We start from the raw sequence: 16,546 nt of genomic DNA, 5'->3' as shown, positions 1-16,546 counted from the left end.
CCGGGCACAGAACGAAGCCCCCGATCACGGGGGAACAACCGGGGGCTTCGCGTCTGCGGGCGGTCCGTCAGAACCGCACATTGAGAACGTAAGACCTGTACGCCCCCCAGGTCAAGCCGAGTTGAGGCAGTCGGCGGTACGCGCAGGGCGACGATCTGCGTACCGCCTGTGGTTCGTCACGTACGGTGATGGTTCAGGGGGTACCGCACGGCTCAGCAGGCCCCGGCAGTACCTCATAACCCTCGGCGCACGCCCGTACCAGCAGACCGGCGTGCGGACGTGAGGGGTCCGCCGCGAAATGGGCACGCTCCGCCGGGATCCAGTCATCCCAGAACGCGGCCTGGGCCGGACCGTCCCGCAGCCGTCCCCTGGCCCAGGAGTGACCTGCCGTCAGATCCATCCACAACAGGCACGCCAGATACGGGCGCAGGGCGCGGCGGCCCGCGCCGACGCCCTCCACGACGACGGCGTGCGCCGGTGCCGACTCCCGGCGGGCGGTGAACTCCCCGCGCACCCAGTCGTACACCCCATAGCGCGCGGCCTCCCCCCGGGACAGCGGTGCCAGGACCTCGGAGCGGAACCGCTCCATCCAGTCGAACAGTTCATCGTGTGTCGCAATGTCGTCCAGGCGGATGACCGGGGCGCCGCCGAGCGCCGCGGCCAGATGCCGCGCGAAGGTGCTCTTGCCGGATCCGGCGTGGCCGTCCACCCCGATCAGCCGGACCGGGCCGCAGGACGGAGGCAGTGCGCGCAGCCGGCGGGCGAGGCCGCTCAGGCCCTCCGGGATGCCGGGCGCGTCCGGGTCGTCCAGGCCGTCCGGCCCGGACGGGAACGGCCGAATCGGCTCTTGACTCACGCTGCTGCCTGTTCTGCTGTGACCGGTGGGACGCGGCAAGATTACCGGTACGCCGGGTGCGGGCCCGCGGACCCTCAGGGGGCGCTCAGAGGCCCGCGGGCCCCTGTCTCCCGGGCCCCGCAGCGTCCGCCGCGCGCCCCGGCTGCCGCAAATTGCTGATCCCTGCCGCGACGCGCGACGAACGGCTGGCCGAAAGGCGCGGGCGGGGCAATAGTTGAGCTCCACCGTTCTCCTGGCTCAATCCTTCGCTTCCGACTGGGGGATTCCACCATGAGCAGACCCACGCCCCGGCGTACCGTCCTGGCCGCCGCCCTCGCCGTCGCGGCGGGCGCGGCCACCCCCCTGGCGCTCGCCGCCTCCCCTTCCGCACCGTCCGCCGCACCGAAGGCGAAGCGTCTCGTGGACTACCGAGCCTGGCACACCGCAGCCGACTGGAACCAGGGCGTCGCGAACGGCACCCGCGTCGTCAACGGGCGCCGCCCGGGCGTGGAGATCGACCGCCCGGCCGGCACCGCCGACCACCGTGATCCGCACACCGGCACGACCGCCACCTGGGAGTACGCCGTCTGGACCTCCCCGGCCCGCACGCTCAAGGTGCCGTCCACCGAAGCCGTCGTCTCCTGGAACGCCCGGACACCCGCCGGCACCTGGATCGCCGTCGAGCTGCGCGGCACGTACGGCGACGGCGTACGGACGCCGTGGTACGTGATGGGCCGCTGGGCCGCCGGGGACGGTGACATCCGCCGTACCTCCGTGGACGGCCAGAAGGACGGCCGGAGCAGCATCTCCACCGACACCTTCGCGATCGACGATCCGGCGAGCGGCCTGCGGCTGGCCTCGTACGAGCTGCGCGTCACGCTCTACCGCAGGCCCGGCACCACCCTGACCCCCACGGTGTGGCGCCTGGGCCTCATGGGCTCCGACATCCCGGACCGCTTCGATGTGCCGGCCTCCGAGCCGGGCGTCGCGACCGGCCGTGAGCTGGTAGTGCCGCGGTACTCGCAGGAGATCCACAAGGGGCAGTACCCGGAGTACGACAACGGGGGCGAGGCGTGGTGCAGCCCCACCTCCGCGCAGATGATCATCGAGTACTGGGGCCGCAGGCCCACCGCCGACGACCTGGCCTGGGTCAACCCCGCCTACGCCGACCCCCAGGTCTGCCACGCCGCCCGCCACACCTTCGACTACCAGTACGACGGCTGCGGCAACTGGCCCTTCAACACCGCGTACGCGGCCACCTACCGGGACATGGAGGCCGTCGTCACCCGGCTGCGCACCCTCACCGACGCCGAGACCCTGGTCCGGGCGGGCATCCCGGTGATCACCTCGCAGTCCTTCCTGGCCCCCGAACTGACCGGCGCGGGCTACGGCACGGCCGGCCACCTGATGACCGTCATCGGCTTCACGCAGTCCGGCGACGTGATCGCCAACGACCCCAACTCACCGACCAACGCCGCTGTCCGCCGCGTCTACCAGCGCCGCCAGTTCGAAAACATCCTGCTCCGGACCAAGCGCAAGAACGCCGAGGGCAAGGTCGTCAGCGGGACCGGAGGCATCTGCTACGTGTTCTTCCCCACCGAGGCCTCCCCAGCCCAACGCCACGCCCTGGCCACAGTCGGCATCTGCTGACCCGCCGACCCGCCACCCCGCCACCCCGCCGCCCGTCCGGTGTCCGTCCGCCGTCTACCGCGCGGGCGGCACCTGTGGCGCAATGGACCGTACGGGGCCGACGGGGCCCCGACTGCCGGGAGTTGGGGGAGGGACGCGTATGTCCGTAGTGGTGTGCTCACTGCTCTGGGACGCGACGAAGCACGGGGCCGGGACGCAGCAGATCTCGTACGACAGCGACGGGTACCACCTGGTGCGCTTTCCGTACGGGGCGGGGGACGAGTCGTACGATCCGTGGAAGATGCACGACCCGGCCAACGGGGGCGGCACGCCGTCCTCGTTCCCCGACGCGCGGTCCGGGCTGATCTGGCCCAGTCACGAGGGCTGGGGGCTGCTGTCCGCGATGGTGTTCTGGGAGGCGGACGACCGGCCGAACGAGTACCGGGCGCGGTTCGTGCGTGATCCGCTCGGGTCCGGCTACGACTCGACCGGGACCACGGACACGTGGAAGACCGGGGGCGGTCAGTACAAGACGTACCTGTGGCAGATGTTCGTGCACCGGGGGACGCCGGTCGGGCTGAAGATCTCCGCGCGCGGTGCCGGGGACGCCAAGGTGCCGGCCGCGATCACGCATGCCCAGCTCAAGCTGGCCATCCATACGGAGGTGCTGCGTCCGTGAGGTGGCCGGGCCCGGCGTGGTCGACGTCGGGCCCGGGGCGGCGGCGGTGGGGCGCGCCGCGAGCCCGGTCGGCTGGGCGGCCGGGTGTGGCGGGGCATCAGCCGACCAGGGCCAGGGCGGGGCGGAGGCCGTTCGGGCGTTCGGTCACCGGTACGTGGTCCACGGGCAGATAGCCGCAGCCCAGTGCCGTCGCGCCGCCGTCGGCCGTCCGGTCGTCGCCGACCATGAGGACGTCCGCGGGGGCCGTCCCCAGCTCCTCGCACGCGATCTCGAACAGGCGCGGATCCGGCTTCTGGATGCCGTGCTCGTACGACAGGACGTGGCTGTCGACGAAGCGGTCGAGGCCGTGTGCGCGGAGCACCGGTCGCAGGTCCCAGCCGATGTTGCTGACCACACCGGTGCGGATGCCGCGCCGTCGCAGCTCGCCCAGGACCTCGGCGGCGTCCGGGTACGGGGCCCACGCGGCAGGCGTCATGTGGCGGTCGTACAGCGCGTCGTACAGCGCGCTGTCGGGCAGCGGCACCTGCCGGGCCAGCGCGGTGTAGAGCTCGCGGTGCCGGCCGGCGCTGCGGTCCCGGACCTCCCAGAGCGCGGCCAGCTCCGGCGGCAGCCGCTCCGGTGAGGAACCGCCGGGCAGCGCGCCGGCCCGGCTCAGCTCCGCCGCGAGGCGGACCACCTCCTCCTCCGCGATGTCCGTCCCGGTCTCGGTGAGCACCGCCCGCAGCCAGCTCTCCGGCGATTCGATGCGCAGCAGCGTCCCGGAGAAGTCGAAGAGCACACCCTTGATCGTCATAGGGCCATCCTGACGTGCGCGGCGGCCCGCCGTCACCGGCGCGTCCCGTACCGCCGGGCGTACGCGGCGGCCGCGGCCGCCACCAGGGCGCCGCCCAGCAGCCAGCCGCCGAGCACGTCCGTGGCCCAGTGCACCCCCAGGTAGACGCGGGTGAGGCCGACGCCCACCACGGACGCGGTGACCGGCACGGCGGCGGCCCACAGCCACCGCCGGCGCGCCCCGTACAGCCGCAGCAGCCACAGGGCCAGGCCGCCCGCCACCGCCGCCGTCATCGCGTGACCGGACGGGAAGGCCGCGTAGTGCGCGGAGTCGACGGGGTCCGGCCACTCCGGGCGGTGGCGGCCGACGAGGGCCTTCAGCACCTGCTGCAACGCCGTCCCCACGGCCGCCGTGACCGCCACCCAGCAGCCGAGCGGCCACTGCCCACGGCGCAGGAGCACGACGACCGCGACGGCCAGCAGGGCGCGCAGGGTCCAGGGGTCCCACACCCAGTCCGAGAAGATCTTGTTGGCGGTGGTCAGGCCGGGAGCCGTGACCGCCGTGCGGTGCAGGGACGTGGCGACGGCCCGGTCCCAGCCGAGGAGCGGGCTCCAGCGCGCGGCCACGAGGGTGAGCAGGGCGGCGAAGGGGAGGAACAGAAGGAGGGCGAGGCGGACGGAGCGGCGGGGCGAAGACGACGGCCTGGGGAGCATGGGGAAATCTTCGCGGAGGAGCACGGGGCAGGGCCAGGCGGGCTCCGTACGGGGGTGTGTTCGTACGCCTGTGTACCCCGTTACCGCCCCGTGCGCCGTCCCCTCAGTACGTCAGCGCGCTCAGCCCCGGCATGAACGCCACCAGAACCGGCACCGCCGGGACGAGCGCCGCGACCGCCGTCATCCGCAGCCGGCGGCCGGGGGTGAAGCGCGGGGCCGGGGCCAGCAGCCGGTGCACCCGGTGCGGGACCTGCGCGCACTGGTCGGGGCAGGGGCCGAACACCCCGCGGTCCTCGTTGAGTTCGACCAGCGCCAGGGCGATCGTCAGCCGCCCGAAGCGGCGCGAGGCCACGTCGTCGGCGGCCAGTTCGACCAGCCGGTGGACCTGGTCGCGGAACGCGGCGAAGACCGGTACCTGCGGGAATCCGGCCGCGAGGGCGGAGGCGCAGTACAGCAGCACGTCGTGGCGGGCCCGCGCGTGCCCCTGCTCATGGGCGATCAGCGCATCGAGCTGACGGCCCTTCAGGCGCCGCAACGCCGCGGTGGTGACGACCAGTTGGGGTGTGGCGCCGTGCAGCCACCACGCCTCGGGGCGGTCGCCTTCGAGGACCACGAGCCGGTCGCCGGACGGCTCCTCGCCGGGCAGCAGCGGGGAGCGCCGCAGCAGGTCGGTACGCCGCTGCCGGCGCCGGGTCCGGGCGCCGCGCACCTCGCGGGTGAGCATGACGGCCGTCCACGCGCCGCCGCACGCCAGGACCGCAGCGAGCACGCCGGACCACGGTCCGTACGCCTTGAGCGCGTACGCCTCGACGACGACGCGCGGCGCATGGCCGAAGAGGTGGCTGCGCACGGCTTCCCACGCGGCGGCGCCGCAGAGCGACATCGCCAGGACACAGCACAGCAGTACGGCGGCGACCACGCACTGCCACACCCACAGGGCGAGCACCGGTTCGCGGTCGGGCCAGTCGGCGCGGGCCATCAGGCGCGGCGCCATCGCCGCAGCCAGCGCGCCGAGCGTCATCAGCGCGAAGGGGACCATCATGGACGTCAGCCTATGAGCGCGCGGCTACCGCGAGGTACGAACCCGCGTCGGAAGTGACGTATACCACCACCGTCCGAGGTGAACGGCGGGCCCGGGGCGGCCGCCCTGCGCGGCACCGCTCACAGGGTCAGCAGCATCGCGAACATGCCGATGCCCATGGCCACCCGGCACGCGCCCACCACCTCCGGCCAGGTGGCTCGTGCCGGGACCGCCGCACCGTCGTCCGCCGCACCAGGGGCCGCCGTACCGGGAAGGGCCGCCGGTGCCAGCCGGACACCGGCCGCGACGACGTACACGGCGTAGTACGTCAGCAGCAGCGCCGTGAACACCGGCAGCCCGCCCGGACCCGTCGACCCCATCTGTTCCATGGACCCCGCGTGCGCCGCGTGAGCGCCGCCGCCCGGCCCGCCGCCGGGGCCCGGCAGCATCGCGAGGGACATGTAGACCATCGCCGCCGCGCCCACCGCGTGGTGCGGATGCCTCCGCAGCAGTGCCCACAGGCCCGCCGTGCCGAAGACGGCCGCGTACACCCAGGGCGTCCAGGACGGCTGGGCCACGGCCGAGGCGGGCACCGCCATCGCCGCCATGCCCAGCCCCATCAGCGCCTCACCGCGCGCCTCCCGCCGCTGCGCGGCCGTACCGCGCCGCACGCTCGACAGGCAGTACGCGCCTGCTCCGGCACACAGCAGCACCAGCAGCCATCCGACCCATGGCGGTCCGTGCACGGCGTCCTCCCCGAGAGCCCGTACGGCGGTCGCACGCGGGCGACGCGCACGGCGTGGCGTCGTGCGGCCCGGTACAGCGGCATCGTGCCCCGCGGGAGGGGCGCGGACGCCCGCCGGAAACCCGGAATCGGGAGCGCACGGGCGCAGACGGGGGGGCATGGCCCCGCCCCCGGCAGGGGGCCGTGAGGCCGGGGCGGGGCGCCGGGACGGTCAGATGCCGGGCCGGTACCGCAGCGGGTGGTCCGCCGGGACCTCGGTCAGCACGATCCGGTGGCCGTCCGGGTCCGCGATCCACATCTCGACCAGGCCCCACGGCTCCCGCACCGGAGGACGCAGGATCTCCACTCCGCGGGCCGCCAGTTCCTCGTGCGCGGCGGCGGCGTCGGCCACCTGGAGCCACAGTTGGAGGGTGGCCGTAGGGGGCTCGGGGGAGCGGCCGGAGACCTCCAGGAAGCCACCGCCGAGGAAGTAGACCGTGCCGCGCTCCGGGCCCGTACCGAATTCGCGGTAGATCTCCAGGCCCAGCGCGCGGCCGTAGAACTCCCGCGACCGCTCGGGGTCGGACGGCCGCACCAGCACCCTGCTGCTCAGTACATGCACCATGCTGCGGACCCTACGCCTCCGGGCACCGCGGATCACGGGTGCGGGTCTCCGGAACCCGCCCGCCGAAGGGCGGTACACCGGGCGGGCGGGCGGTGGTCCGGTGCCTCTTGTTAGCCTCCGGTACGGCCGTACCGCGCGGTGCCCCGGCGCCGGCGCCCGTACCGCCGCGCCGTACGCCACCGGAAGGGCTCCCGCGCATGACGACCGTCGAACCGACCTACAGAACCGCCACCGAGGCCGACGTCCCGGCGGTCGTCGAGCTGATCGAGTCCGCCTACCGCGGCGACGCGAGCCGGGCCGGCTGGACCACCGAGGCGGACCTGCTGGAGGGGCAGCGCACCGACCCGGAGGGCGTCACCGCCGTGGTGCGCGACGCCGGCAGCCGACTGCTGCTCGCCGAGAGCGCGGGCGAGGTCATCGCCTGCTGCCAGCTCGAACACCGCGGCGACCATGTGTACTTCGGCATGTTCGCGGTCCGGCCGGCCCTCCAGGGCGGCGGCTTCGGCAAGGTCGTCATGGCCGAGGCGGAGCGCACCGCGCGCGCCGAGTGGGACGCGGCCGAGATGCGGATGACCGTCATCCGCCAGCGGGACGACCTGATCGCCTGGTACGAGCGGCGCGGCTACCGGCGTACCGGCCAGATGTTCCCGTTCCCGTACGGCGACGAGCGGTTCGGCATCCCGCAGCGCGACGATCTGGAGTTCGAGCTGCTGGTCAAGCCGCTCGACTAGGGCGACGGGCCGGGCCGCCGTCCCGCGGCGGCCCGGCCGTCCCTCCGCTGCGCCCGCCCGCGCCTCAGGCCGTGAACCGCACCGACCGCCGGATCTCCGGGAAGTCGGTCACCACGCCGTCCAGCCCCAGCCCGCGGCTGAGCCGGAGCTGGTCGTGGGTGTTGACGGTCCAGCCGAGCACGCGCAGCCCCGCGGTGTGCGCCCGTTCGACCAGCTCCAGGGTGAGCCGGCGGATGTCGAGGGAGAGCGCCGAGGCGCCCACGGCCAGGGCGTGGTCCACCACGTCGAGGCCGTACTCCTCGGCGACCAGCGCGGTCCGTACGCCGGGCAGCAGCCGGGCGACGGTGGCCAGCGCCTCGTCGTGGAAGGAGATCACCTCGACCCGGGACGTCAGATCGCGGGCGCGCAGCACGTCGGCGAGCGCCCGGGCGGCGGCCGCGTCCTTGATCTCTGCCTGAAGCGGCGCCCGCACCGCGTCCACGATCTCCTCGAACACCGGGATCCGCTCGCCGTCGCCGGCGTCCAGTTCGCGCAGCTCGGCCAGCGTGCGGTCGGCGATCGGCCCCGTCCCGTCGGTCGTGCGGTCCACGTCCGCGTCGTGCATGACCACGAGCGCGCCGTCCTTGCTCAGGTGCAGGTCCAGCTCGATGACGTCGAGACCTTCGCGTTCGGCGCGGACGAACGAGCGCAGGGTGTTCTCCGGCTCGACGCCCATCATCCCGCGGTGTCCGATGGTGAGAAAGGACAAGGCTGCCTCGTTTCTGTCGGGGTGCCGGCAGACCGGAGACCGGCGGCCGGAGACCGGTACCGGCCGTGGGCCACGGCTGCCGGTCCTGTGCCGAGTACGGGCCCACCGGCTGCTCTCTCGAAACGGCGCACAGCCTAACGGGCGCCCGGAACGCCGGAACCGATGTCGGACAGCGCTCCGACGTGGCCGGAACGGGGACTTGTCAGGTCCGTGGCCGCGCCCGCCGGACCCTTGGATTCCGGGGTGTTCCGGGTGCTCGTGGCGGCCGGTTCCCCGGCAGGGGGCGCGCGTCGGGGTGCCGCGCCCCCTCCGTCCGGGGCGTCCGTCCGGAATGCGGCTCACCCGTGCGTGGGCGAGTCCTCCATGCGCTGACGCGACGGGCCGGGAGGCGGGTGCGCGGTGGCCGGACGGCCCGTGTGGCGGGCCGTAGTGACAGGAACCGGTCAAGCGGTACATGCGGGCGGCGGAGGCGGCACCGGGCGGCCGGACGTCCTTCCGGCCCAGTTGGCGGGCCCGGCCGCCGGCCGCGCACCGGGAGCCGTACGTGACGGGGTCGTACCGGAGCGGCTCGACGGACGGCCGGGAATCGGCCGGAACCGCCCGCCCGCCGGGGCCCGCCGGCCGCCCCCGGGCGCCGCCGGGCGCACCGGCACCCGGGCGCCCGACGGGCCGCCGTGCTGTGCCGTAGGAGGCGGCCGTTCCGGGGTACGCACTGGAGGATGCGCGGCAGGCGCCCACCTGGTTGACAGAAACTTCCGTCTCCTCTTCGGTGGGCAGGAAAAAGGTTGGTGACCACGGAGGTTTACCGGAAGAATTTTCTCTGAGGCCCTTGAGGTGGCGGAGGAGCCCTGGATACCGTGTCCGCACAACAGGATCTCCTGCCGGAGGGTAGTCATGACGGAAATTCTTTCGCCTGTGGGTGCCCCAGGGGGCGTCGAGACCGCAGAGCGTGTGGTCGCGCACCCGGCCTGGCCGGTGCTCAAGGACGCCATCGAGACCATCCGCCCGTGGCAGTCCAAGGACGGCTCGATCGACTTCGACGCGGCGGGCGCGCCCGCCGCCGGCACCGTCCGGCGCGAGGTCGAGCGCGCCATATCGGCCATCGAGGCGCTGGCGCCGCTGCTCCCGCACGACGCCGCCTACCACCAGGCGCTCGTGGCGGACCTGCGCCGCTGGGCCGACGGCGGCTTCGCCGTGCCCGACTTCCTCGACTCGCTGCTGGCCTTCCAGCCCGCACGCCGGCGCGTCGACGGCCTCCAGCACCTGGTCCTCTTCCCGATGTACACACAGAACGGCAACCCGGACCGCAACTTCGAGGCGGTCGTGCTGCGCATGGTCTGGCCCGAGTGGCTGGCGGAGCTGGAGCGCACCCGCTACGACAACCCGCTGTTCTGCGGCATCACCTTCGAGGACTTCACCGCCGGCTACGACACCCACTCCGCCGTCCTCTTCCCGGAGACCATCGCCGTGCGCGAGGCGCCCGAGCGCTTCACCTGGGGCGGCATCTTCTGCGACCGCGAGGCCGCCCGCTTCCGCCGGGTCAGCGAGGCCGCCGTCGAGACGCTGGGCGTCGAACTGCCCGACGACATCCGCGCGATGCTCGCCGACCAGGACCGCTGCCAGCAGGCGTTCGTGCTCTGGGACATGGTCCACGACCGCACCCACAGCCACGGCGACCTGCCGTTCGACCCCTTCATGATCAAGCAGCGCCAGCCGTTCTGGATGTACGGCCTGGAGGAGCTGCGCTGCGACCTGACCGCCTTCAAGGAGGCCGTCAAGCTGGAGGCCGAAGGCTTCCGCCAGGCCCGCGACGTGCAGTACGCCGTCATCTTCGACCGGATGTTCCGCTTCCCGGTCACCGGTGACCGGGTGCGCAACTACGACGGCCTCGGCGGCCAGCTCCTGTTCGCCTACCTCCACCAGCACGACGTCGTACGCTGGACGGACAACACCCTCCATATCGACTGGGAGCGGGCCCCGCGGGTCACCAACCAGCTCTGCGGTGAGATCGAGAAGCTCTACCGGGACGGCATCGACCGCCCCAAGCTGGTCCACTGGTTCGCCGCCTACGACCTCGTCTCGACCTACCTCGCCCCGCACCCCGGCTCCGTATGGGCCAAGGGCCCCGACGCCCTCGACCTCGACAAGCCGCCGCGCAAGCTGGTCGACGACGTCCTGCCGGACGAGTTTCCGCTCAGCATGTTCTACGAGGCCCTCGCCAAGAAACTGCGCGGCGTGATTGCCTCCACCAAGGGCATCACGGCCGGCAGCGACGTACTGGCGGCGGTGTGAGCGCCGGCGGTACACACGGCACGCCGGAGCACGAGGAGACGAGGATCATGAGTACTGCGACGAACGGCCAGGGACCACTGGAAGGCGCGGTCATCGCGGTGGCCGGGGCGGCGGGCCCCGCGGGGCGCGCGACGCTGCTGCGGCTCGCCGAGGCGGGGGCGACCGTGGTCGCCTCCGACGCGGACGCCGCGCGGCTGGCGGAGGCCGTGGACGCCGCGCGGTACGCGCACGGTGGCGCCACCGTCACCGGCGACACCGTGGACCTGCTGGACCTGGACGCCACCCGCGCCTGGGCGGGCCGTACGGAGAAGGAGTTCGGCCGCGTCGACGGCCTGGTGCACCTGGTCGGCGGCTGGCGCGGCTCCGCGTCCTTCGCGGAGACCGACCTCGCGGACTGGGACCTGCTGGAGAAGCTGCTCATCCGAACGGTCCAGCACACCTCGCTCGCCTTCCAAGGCCCGCTGGAGCGGTCCGGCAACGGCCGGTTCCTGCTGGTCAGCGCGGCGGGCGCGAGCAAGCCGACCGCCGGGAACGCCGCGTACGCCGCGTCCAAGGCGGCGGCCGAGGCATGGACGCTGGCCCTCGGCGACGCCTTCCGCAAGGCCGGGGGCGAGGAAGGCCCGAAGGCGGCGGCTGCCATCCTGGTGGTCAAGGCGCTCGTCAACGACCAGATGCGCGCCGAGCGCCCGAATGCCAAGTTCGCGGGCTTCACGGACGTCAAGGACCTGGCCCAGGCCGTCAGCGGCGTCTGGCAGCGGCCCGCCCAGGAAGTGAATGGACAGCGTCTGTGGCTGACCCCCGAAGCGTGACCGAACGGCAGACCGACGCCCGGCGGCGCCACGACCTGACGGTGCGCGGCTTCGCCAGTGACAACTACGCGGGCGCCCACCCGGAGGTCCTGGCGGCCCTCGCCCTCGCCAACGGCGGCCACCAGGTCGCCTACGGCGAGGACGAGTACACCGAGCACCTGCAGCGGACCATCCGCAGCCACTTCGGGCAGACCGCCGAGGCGTTCCCGGTCTTCAACGGCACCGGCGCCAACGTCGTCGCCCTCCAGGCGATGACCGACCGCTGGGGTGCGGTGATCTGCGCCGACAGCGCGCACATCCATGTGGACGAGGGCGGTGCCCCCGAGCGCGTCGCCGGCCTGAAGCTGCTGACCGTACCGACCGAGGACGGCAAGCTCACCCCCGAGCTGATCGACCGCGAGGCGTACGGCTGGGACGACGAGCACCGCGCCATGCCGCAGGTCGTCTCGATCACCCAGAACACCGAGCTGGGCACGGTCTACACCCCCGACGAGGTGCGGGCCATCTGCGAGCACGCCCACGAGCGCGACATGCTGGTGCACCTGGACGGGGCGCGGATCGCCAACGCGGCGGCGTCACTGGACGTGCCGATGCGGGCGTTCACGAACGCGGTCGGCGTGGACGTGCTCTCCTTCGGCGGCACCAAGAACGGGGCGCTGTTCGGCGAGGCCGTGGTGGTCGTCAACCCGGACGCGGTGCGGCTGATGAAGCACGTACGCAAGATGTCCATGCAGCTCGCTTCCAAGATGCGCTTCATATCCGTGCAATTGGAGGCGCTGCTCGCACGCGACCTGTGGCTGCGCAACGCCCGGCACGCCAACGGCATGGCCCAGCGGCTCGCCGCCGGCGTCCGCGAGGTCGACGGCGTGGAGATTCTCTACCCCGTCCAGGCCAACGCCGTCTTCGCCCGGCTGCCGCACGACGTCACCGAGCGTCTCCAGAAGCGCTACCGCTTCTACTTCTGGGACGAGGCGGCGGGCGATGTCCGCTGGATGTGCTCCTTCGACACGACGGAGGAGGACGTGGACGGCCTGGTGATCGCCCTGCGCGAGGAGATGGGCCGCTGATCCGGCCCCGCCCTCGACCCTCGGCTGAATGACTATGCGCCCGACCGGAAAATCATTTGCTTCCGGTCGGGCGCATCACTATCTTCACAGTCTATGGAGCTGCGCCAGTACGAGCCCGACACGTCCGCCTACCTCGCCGCTGATGACGTGATCGACCACGAGCACGCCGTCGTGCGCGACGCCGCTCGGCGGCTGCGCTCCACGGCCCCGGACGCATACTCATACGCCGAGGCGGCGTTCACGTACGTCCGCGACACGATCCCGCACAGCGCCGACCACGGGGACCCGCGGGTCACCTGGCGCGCCTCCGACGTCCTGGAGCAGCGCACCGGCATCTGCTTCGCCAAAGCACACGCCCTGACGGCCCTGCTGCGCGCCGAAGGCATCCCGGCCGCGCTGTGCTACCAGAAGCTGGACACCGCGCACGGTCTGATCGCGCTCAAGCTGCCGGGGGAGCGGCGCTGGGCGCGGCAGGACCCGCGAGGGAACAAACCCGGCGTCGACGCGCGGTTCCGCCTCGACCGGGAGCAGTTGGCCTGGTCCGTCCGGCCGGAGCTGGGGGAAGTGGACTATCCGTTGCTCTTCGCCGAGCCGCATCCCGCCGTGCTGCACTGCCTCCGGAAGGCCGTCGACCGCACGCACCTGTGGCAGCTCCTGCCGACCGCCCTGAAGATGCCCGAACCGCGCCGGCGGGCATGATCCCGCGGCGCACCGGCCGGGCAGCCGCCTCTCAGGCGGTCGCGCCCGGTGCGGGAGCCGTGCCGCCGAGGTGGGCCGGGACCCACCAGGTGTCTTCCGGGCCCTTGGGGCGGACCGGGTACGCGCGCTGCGCCGCCTCCAGCAGGTCCTGCACGCGGGACCGCAGCCGGTCGGTGATCTTCTCCGTCTGCTCCTCCGGCGGGGCCTCGACCGGCTCACCGATCCGGATGGTGATGGGGAAGTGGTTGCGGCCCAGGTCCCGCTTGTGCCCCTTGGTCCACAGCCGCTGGGTGCCCCACAGCGCCATCGGCAGCAGCGGCACCCCCGCCTCCTGCGCCAGCCGGGCCGCGCCCGACTTGAACGTCTTCAGCGTGAAGGACTCCGAGATCGTCGCCTCCGGGAAGACTCCGATGATCTCGCCGCCGCGCAGCGCGCTCAGCGCGTGCTTGTAGGCGTGCACGCCCTGTGTGCGGTCCACCGGGATGTGCTTCATCGCCCGCATCAGCGGACCCGACACCTTGTGCCGGAAGACCGACTCCTTGGCCATGAAGCGCACCAGACGCTTGGCGGGCCGCGCGGCCAGGCCGCAGAAGATGAAGTCCAGGTATCCGATGTGGTTGCTCACCAGCACCGCGCCGCCGCGCCGGGGGATGTGGTCGGCCCCGGCGATGTCGAACTTCAGGTCGAGCGCCTTGAATGCCGCGCGGGCGGCGCCGATGACGGGCGGGTAGACGAGCTCTGCCATGTCGGGGACCCCTTTTCTGTGCCTGGGGAGGGTTCTCCCGGCGAAGAAGTTACGCAGCCGTAAGTATGCGGCTTTCGGGAGATCGTGCCCGATCGGCGGCCCAGGGGCTACCGTACGGCACCCCGCCGCCGGGAGATTCTCGTCACGTGGTGGTCACACCGTGCGGTTGCCCCCCGCTCCGGAAGCTACACCTGCCGCCCGTACGCGGCGGGAATGAACGCGGTCCCCGGGACGCTGCACCCGTCGACGACAGGACCGATGGTGCGCGCCGCCGCGCCCGTGACAGCGGGCATCCCGGCGCGCCGCGCACCGCCGCGAGGGAGGGCGACGGGTGCGAGGGCAGGACGTGGGGACGCGGCTGGGCGCCGCCGAGGTGGGCGCCGGACTGGGAGAGCGGGCCACGCTCGTCCAGTTCTCCAGCGCCTTCTGCCAGCCCTGCCGGGCCACCCGGCGCACCCTGGCCGAGGTGGCGGGCATGGTGGCCGGGGTGGCACACGTGGAGATCGACGCGGAGGCGCACCTGGACCTGGTGCGGGCGCTCCGGATCGAGCGCACGCCCACGGTGCTGGTGCTCGACGGGGACGGCGCGGTGGTGCGCCGGGCCGCCGGACAGCCGCGCAAGGCCGATGTCATCGCCGCCCTGGGGGACGCCGTCCGTGATTGATCTCCCAGAACCCCGGCGTCACTTGACTGCCCGGCACACGCGTCGTCAGGGTGACGTCATGCGGTCAGGCTTCCTCCTTCACGGACGCGCGTACGCGGACCTTCGGCGCACCGTCGGCGTGCGCTGTCCCGGCGCGTGAGCAGCGACGACTTCGGCCGCGCCGGCGACGGCGCCGCTTTGGCCCGCACACCACGGCAGAAGGACATCTCCATGACGGCACCGGCCGGCCTCGGTACGCCCCGTTCCGCCACCCCCGACCTCCTGCGCTCCGTCTTCCGGCAGCACGCCGCCGGCGTTGCCGTGGTCACCGCGCCCGGCACCCGCCCCGTCGGCTTCACCGCCACCTCCGTGACCTCGGTGGCCGCCGATCCGCCGCTGCTGTCCTTCGGCATCAGCACCGGCTCCTCCAGTTGGCCCGTGGTCTCCGAGGCCGGGCACATCGGCGTCCACATACTGGGCGAGCACCAGCAGGAGCTGGCCGCCACCTTCGCGCGCAGCGGCGCCGACCGGTTCGCCGCGCCGACCTCCTGGCGCCCCGGCCCGCACGGGGTGCCGCTGCTGGACGGCGTGCTGGCCTGGCTGGTCTGCGAGGTGGTGGCCCGGGTGCCGGCCGGCGACCACCGGATCGTGCTCGGCCAGGTCGTCGAGGGCGACCCGGAGGGCTATGCCGGTACGGCGGGCCGCAGCCGCCCGCTCCTCTACCACGAGGGCCGCTTCAACGCCCTGCGCGACTGAGCCGCCACCGCGCGGCTGTCTCAACGCTCCGCGCGCCTGACCGGTTCCGTGCGCGGGTCTCGCTCACCCCTTCCGTGCCCGTTGGCAACGTCACAGTTCAACGGCCTTGCTTCCGGGGAATGGGGTGGGTGTACTGGCGAGTAATATTTCGGTCGGCGCGGGGAACCCGTCCGACCGGAAGCCGCCCCAACAGGCGCCTATGCTGCCAGCACAAGGCAGTTCGGAAGAGACGAAGCAGGTAGGAGAGCCGGCGTGAGCCTGAGGATCGTTGTCTGTGTGAAGTACGTGCCCGACGCCACCGGCGACCGGCACTTCGCCGAGGACCTGACCGTCGACCGTGACGACGTGGACGGCCTGCTCTCGGAGCTCGACGAGTACGCGGTCGAGCAAGCCCTGCAGATCAAGGAAGCGGCCGACGGCGACGCGGAGATCACGGTCCTGACCGTCGGCCCCGAGGACGCCAACGACGCGCTGCGCAAGGCCCTGTCGATGGGCGCCGACAAGGGCGTGCACGTCGAGGACGACGACCTGCACGGCACCGACGCGCTCGGCACCTCCCTCGTGCTCGCCAAGGCCATCGAGAAGACCGGCTACGACCTGGTCGTCTGCGGCATGGCCTCCACCGACGGCACCATGGGCGTGCTGCCCGCGCTGCTCGCCGAGCGCCTGGGCGTGCCGCAGGTGACCCAGCTCTCCGAGGTCTCCGTCGAGGGAGGGACCGTCAAGGGCCGCCGCGACGGCGACACCGCCACCGAGCAGCTTGAGGCGTCGCTGCCGGCCGTCGTGTCGGTCACCGACCAGTCCGGCGAGGCCCGTTACCCGTCCTTCAAGGGCATCATGGCCGCCAAGAAGAAGCCGGTGGAGTCGCTGGACCTGGACGCCCTGGACATCGAGGCGGACGAGGTCGGCCTGGAGGGCGCCTGGACCAAGGTCGACGAGGCGGCCGAGCGCCCCGCCCGTACCGCGGGCACGATCGTCAAGGACGAGGGCGAGGGCGGCAAGCAGCTCGCCGAGTTCCTCGCGGGCCAGAAGTTCATCTGAGCCCCGGCACCCCTCAC

Annotated in this window: 18 protein-coding genes; 10 read left to right on the top strand and 8 right to left on the bottom strand. The window is 72.9% G+C overall.

The window, feature by feature from the left end:
- Positions 1-193: 193 nt before the first annotated feature.
- A complete protein-coding gene (locus tag ACH4EB_RS11300; RefSeq protein WP_398347605.1) occupies positions 194-811 on the bottom strand; it encodes a uridine kinase in 618 nt (205 codons plus the stop codon).
- A 315-nt stretch (positions 812-1,126) separates the two neighbouring features.
- On the opposite strand from ACH4EB_RS11300, the gene ACH4EB_RS11295 reads away from it, so the two are divergent.
- Complete coding sequence (locus tag ACH4EB_RS11295) at positions 1,127-2,485, top strand: peptidase C39 family protein (RefSeq protein WP_398347170.1); 1,359 nt, start codon at positions 1,127-1,129, stop codon at positions 2,483-2,485.
- A 139-nt stretch (positions 2,486-2,624) separates the two neighbouring features.
- Entirely contained in the window at positions 2,625-3,143 is a 519-nt protein-coding gene (locus ACH4EB_RS11290; RefSeq protein ID WP_398347169.1) for a hypothetical protein, read from the top strand.
- 97 nt (positions 3,144-3,240) lie between these two features.
- On the opposite strand, the gene ACH4EB_RS11285 is transcribed toward ACH4EB_RS11290, so the two are convergent.
- The 5 genes from ACH4EB_RS11285 to ACH4EB_RS11265 form a co-directional block, all read right to left on the bottom strand.
- Positions 3,241-3,936, bottom strand: a complete 696-nt coding sequence (locus ACH4EB_RS11285) for an HAD family hydrolase (RefSeq protein ID WP_398347168.1) — start codon at positions 3,934-3,936, stop codon at positions 3,241-3,243.
- A 32-nt stretch (positions 3,937-3,968) separates the two neighbouring features.
- Positions 3,969-4,628 carry a phosphatase PAP2 family protein gene (locus ACH4EB_RS11280; RefSeq protein WP_398347167.1) on the bottom strand — a complete coding sequence of 220 codons (660 nt, stop codon included), beginning with the start codon at positions 4,626-4,628 and terminating at the stop codon, positions 3,969-3,971.
- 103 nt (positions 4,629-4,731) lie between these two features.
- Positions 4,732-5,670, bottom strand: coding sequence for a M56 family metallopeptidase (locus ACH4EB_RS11275; RefSeq protein ID WP_398347166.1), 939 nt, complete (start codon positions 5,668-5,670; stop codon positions 4,732-4,734).
- A 119-nt stretch (positions 5,671-5,789) separates the two neighbouring features.
- Positions 5,790-6,395, bottom strand: a complete 606-nt coding sequence (locus tag ACH4EB_RS11270; protein WP_398347165.1) for a DUF5134 domain-containing protein — start codon at positions 6,393-6,395, stop codon at positions 5,790-5,792.
- Positions 6,396-6,605: 210 nt separating this feature from the next.
- Positions 6,606-6,998 (bottom strand): VOC family protein, encoded by a 393-nt coding sequence (locus tag ACH4EB_RS11265; protein WP_398347164.1) that lies wholly within the window; start codon positions 6,996-6,998, stop codon positions 6,606-6,608.
- Positions 6,999-7,195: 197 nt separating this feature from the next.
- Between ACH4EB_RS11265 and ACH4EB_RS11260 the strand changes: the two genes are divergently transcribed.
- Complete coding sequence (locus ACH4EB_RS11260) at positions 7,196-7,729, top strand: GNAT family N-acetyltransferase (RefSeq protein ID WP_398347163.1); 534 nt, start codon at positions 7,196-7,198, stop codon at positions 7,727-7,729.
- A gap of 64 nt (positions 7,730-7,793) precedes the next feature.
- On the opposite strand, the gene ACH4EB_RS11255 is transcribed toward ACH4EB_RS11260, so the two are convergent.
- Positions 7,794-8,477 carry a glycerophosphodiester phosphodiesterase gene (locus ACH4EB_RS11255; protein ID WP_398347162.1) on the bottom strand — a complete coding sequence of 228 codons (684 nt, stop codon included), beginning with the start codon at positions 8,475-8,477 and terminating at the stop codon, positions 7,794-7,796.
- A gap of 894 nt (positions 8,478-9,371) precedes the next feature.
- Here ACH4EB_RS11255 and ACH4EB_RS11250 point away from each other — a divergent pair.
- The 4 genes from ACH4EB_RS11250 to ACH4EB_RS11235 all read left to right on the top strand — a co-directional run bounded on the left by ACH4EB_RS11250 (position 9,372) and on the right by ACH4EB_RS11235 (position 13,344).
- Positions 9,372-10,769, top strand: coding sequence for a DUF6421 family protein (locus ACH4EB_RS11250; protein WP_398347161.1), 1,398 nt, complete (start codon positions 9,372-9,374; stop codon positions 10,767-10,769).
- Positions 10,770-10,816: 47 nt separating this feature from the next.
- Positions 10,817-11,578 carry an SDR family NAD(P)-dependent oxidoreductase gene (locus ACH4EB_RS11245; protein WP_398347159.1) on the top strand — a complete coding sequence of 254 codons (762 nt, stop codon included), beginning with the start codon at positions 10,817-10,819 and terminating at the stop codon, positions 11,576-11,578.
- On the top strand, positions 11,557-12,645 hold the full coding sequence (locus ACH4EB_RS11240; protein WP_398347157.1) for a threonine aldolase family protein: 1,089 nt from the start codon (positions 11,557-11,559) through the stop codon (positions 12,643-12,645). The genes ACH4EB_RS11245 and ACH4EB_RS11240 overlap by 22 nt, the downstream gene beginning before the upstream one ends.
- Positions 12,646-12,738: 93 nt before the next feature.
- Positions 12,739-13,344, top strand: a complete 606-nt coding sequence (locus ACH4EB_RS11235; protein WP_398347156.1) for a transglutaminase family protein — start codon at positions 12,739-12,741, stop codon at positions 13,342-13,344.
- Positions 13,345-13,375: 31 nt separating this feature from the next.
- On the opposite strand, the gene ACH4EB_RS11230 is transcribed toward ACH4EB_RS11235, so the two are convergent.
- The gene (locus ACH4EB_RS11230) at positions 13,376-14,089 is read right to left on the bottom strand and encodes a lysophospholipid acyltransferase family protein (RefSeq protein ID WP_398347155.1); all 714 of its coding nucleotides are present in this window, start codon (positions 14,087-14,089) and stop codon (positions 13,376-13,378) included.
- A 331-nt stretch (positions 14,090-14,420) separates the two neighbouring features.
- Here ACH4EB_RS11230 and ACH4EB_RS11225 point away from each other — a divergent pair, with 331 nt between their 5' ends.
- The 3 genes from ACH4EB_RS11225 to ACH4EB_RS11215 all read left to right on the top strand — a co-directional run bounded on the left by ACH4EB_RS11225 (position 14,421) and on the right by ACH4EB_RS11215 (position 16,529).
- Complete coding sequence (locus ACH4EB_RS11225) at positions 14,421-14,753, top strand: thioredoxin family protein (protein ID WP_398347154.1); 333 nt, start codon at positions 14,421-14,423, stop codon at positions 14,751-14,753.
- Between the two features lie 210 nt (positions 14,754-14,963).
- Positions 14,964-15,488, top strand: a complete 525-nt coding sequence (locus tag ACH4EB_RS11220; RefSeq protein ID WP_398347604.1) for a flavin reductase family protein — start codon at positions 14,964-14,966, stop codon at positions 15,486-15,488.
- A gap of 252 nt (positions 15,489-15,740) precedes the next feature.
- Positions 15,741-16,529, top strand: coding sequence for an electron transfer flavoprotein subunit beta/FixA family protein (locus ACH4EB_RS11215; RefSeq protein WP_398347153.1), 789 nt, complete (start codon positions 15,741-15,743; stop codon positions 16,527-16,529).
- The last annotated feature ends 17 nt before the right edge of the window (positions 16,530-16,546 follow it).

This window comes from Streptomyces sp. NPDC018045, assembly GCF_044327445.1.
GTDB lineage: Bacteria > Actinomycetota > Actinomycetes > Streptomycetales > Streptomycetaceae > Streptomyces.
Note: the sequence above shows the minus strand (reverse complement) of the source record. Positions and strands in the feature narration are given on the sequence as shown.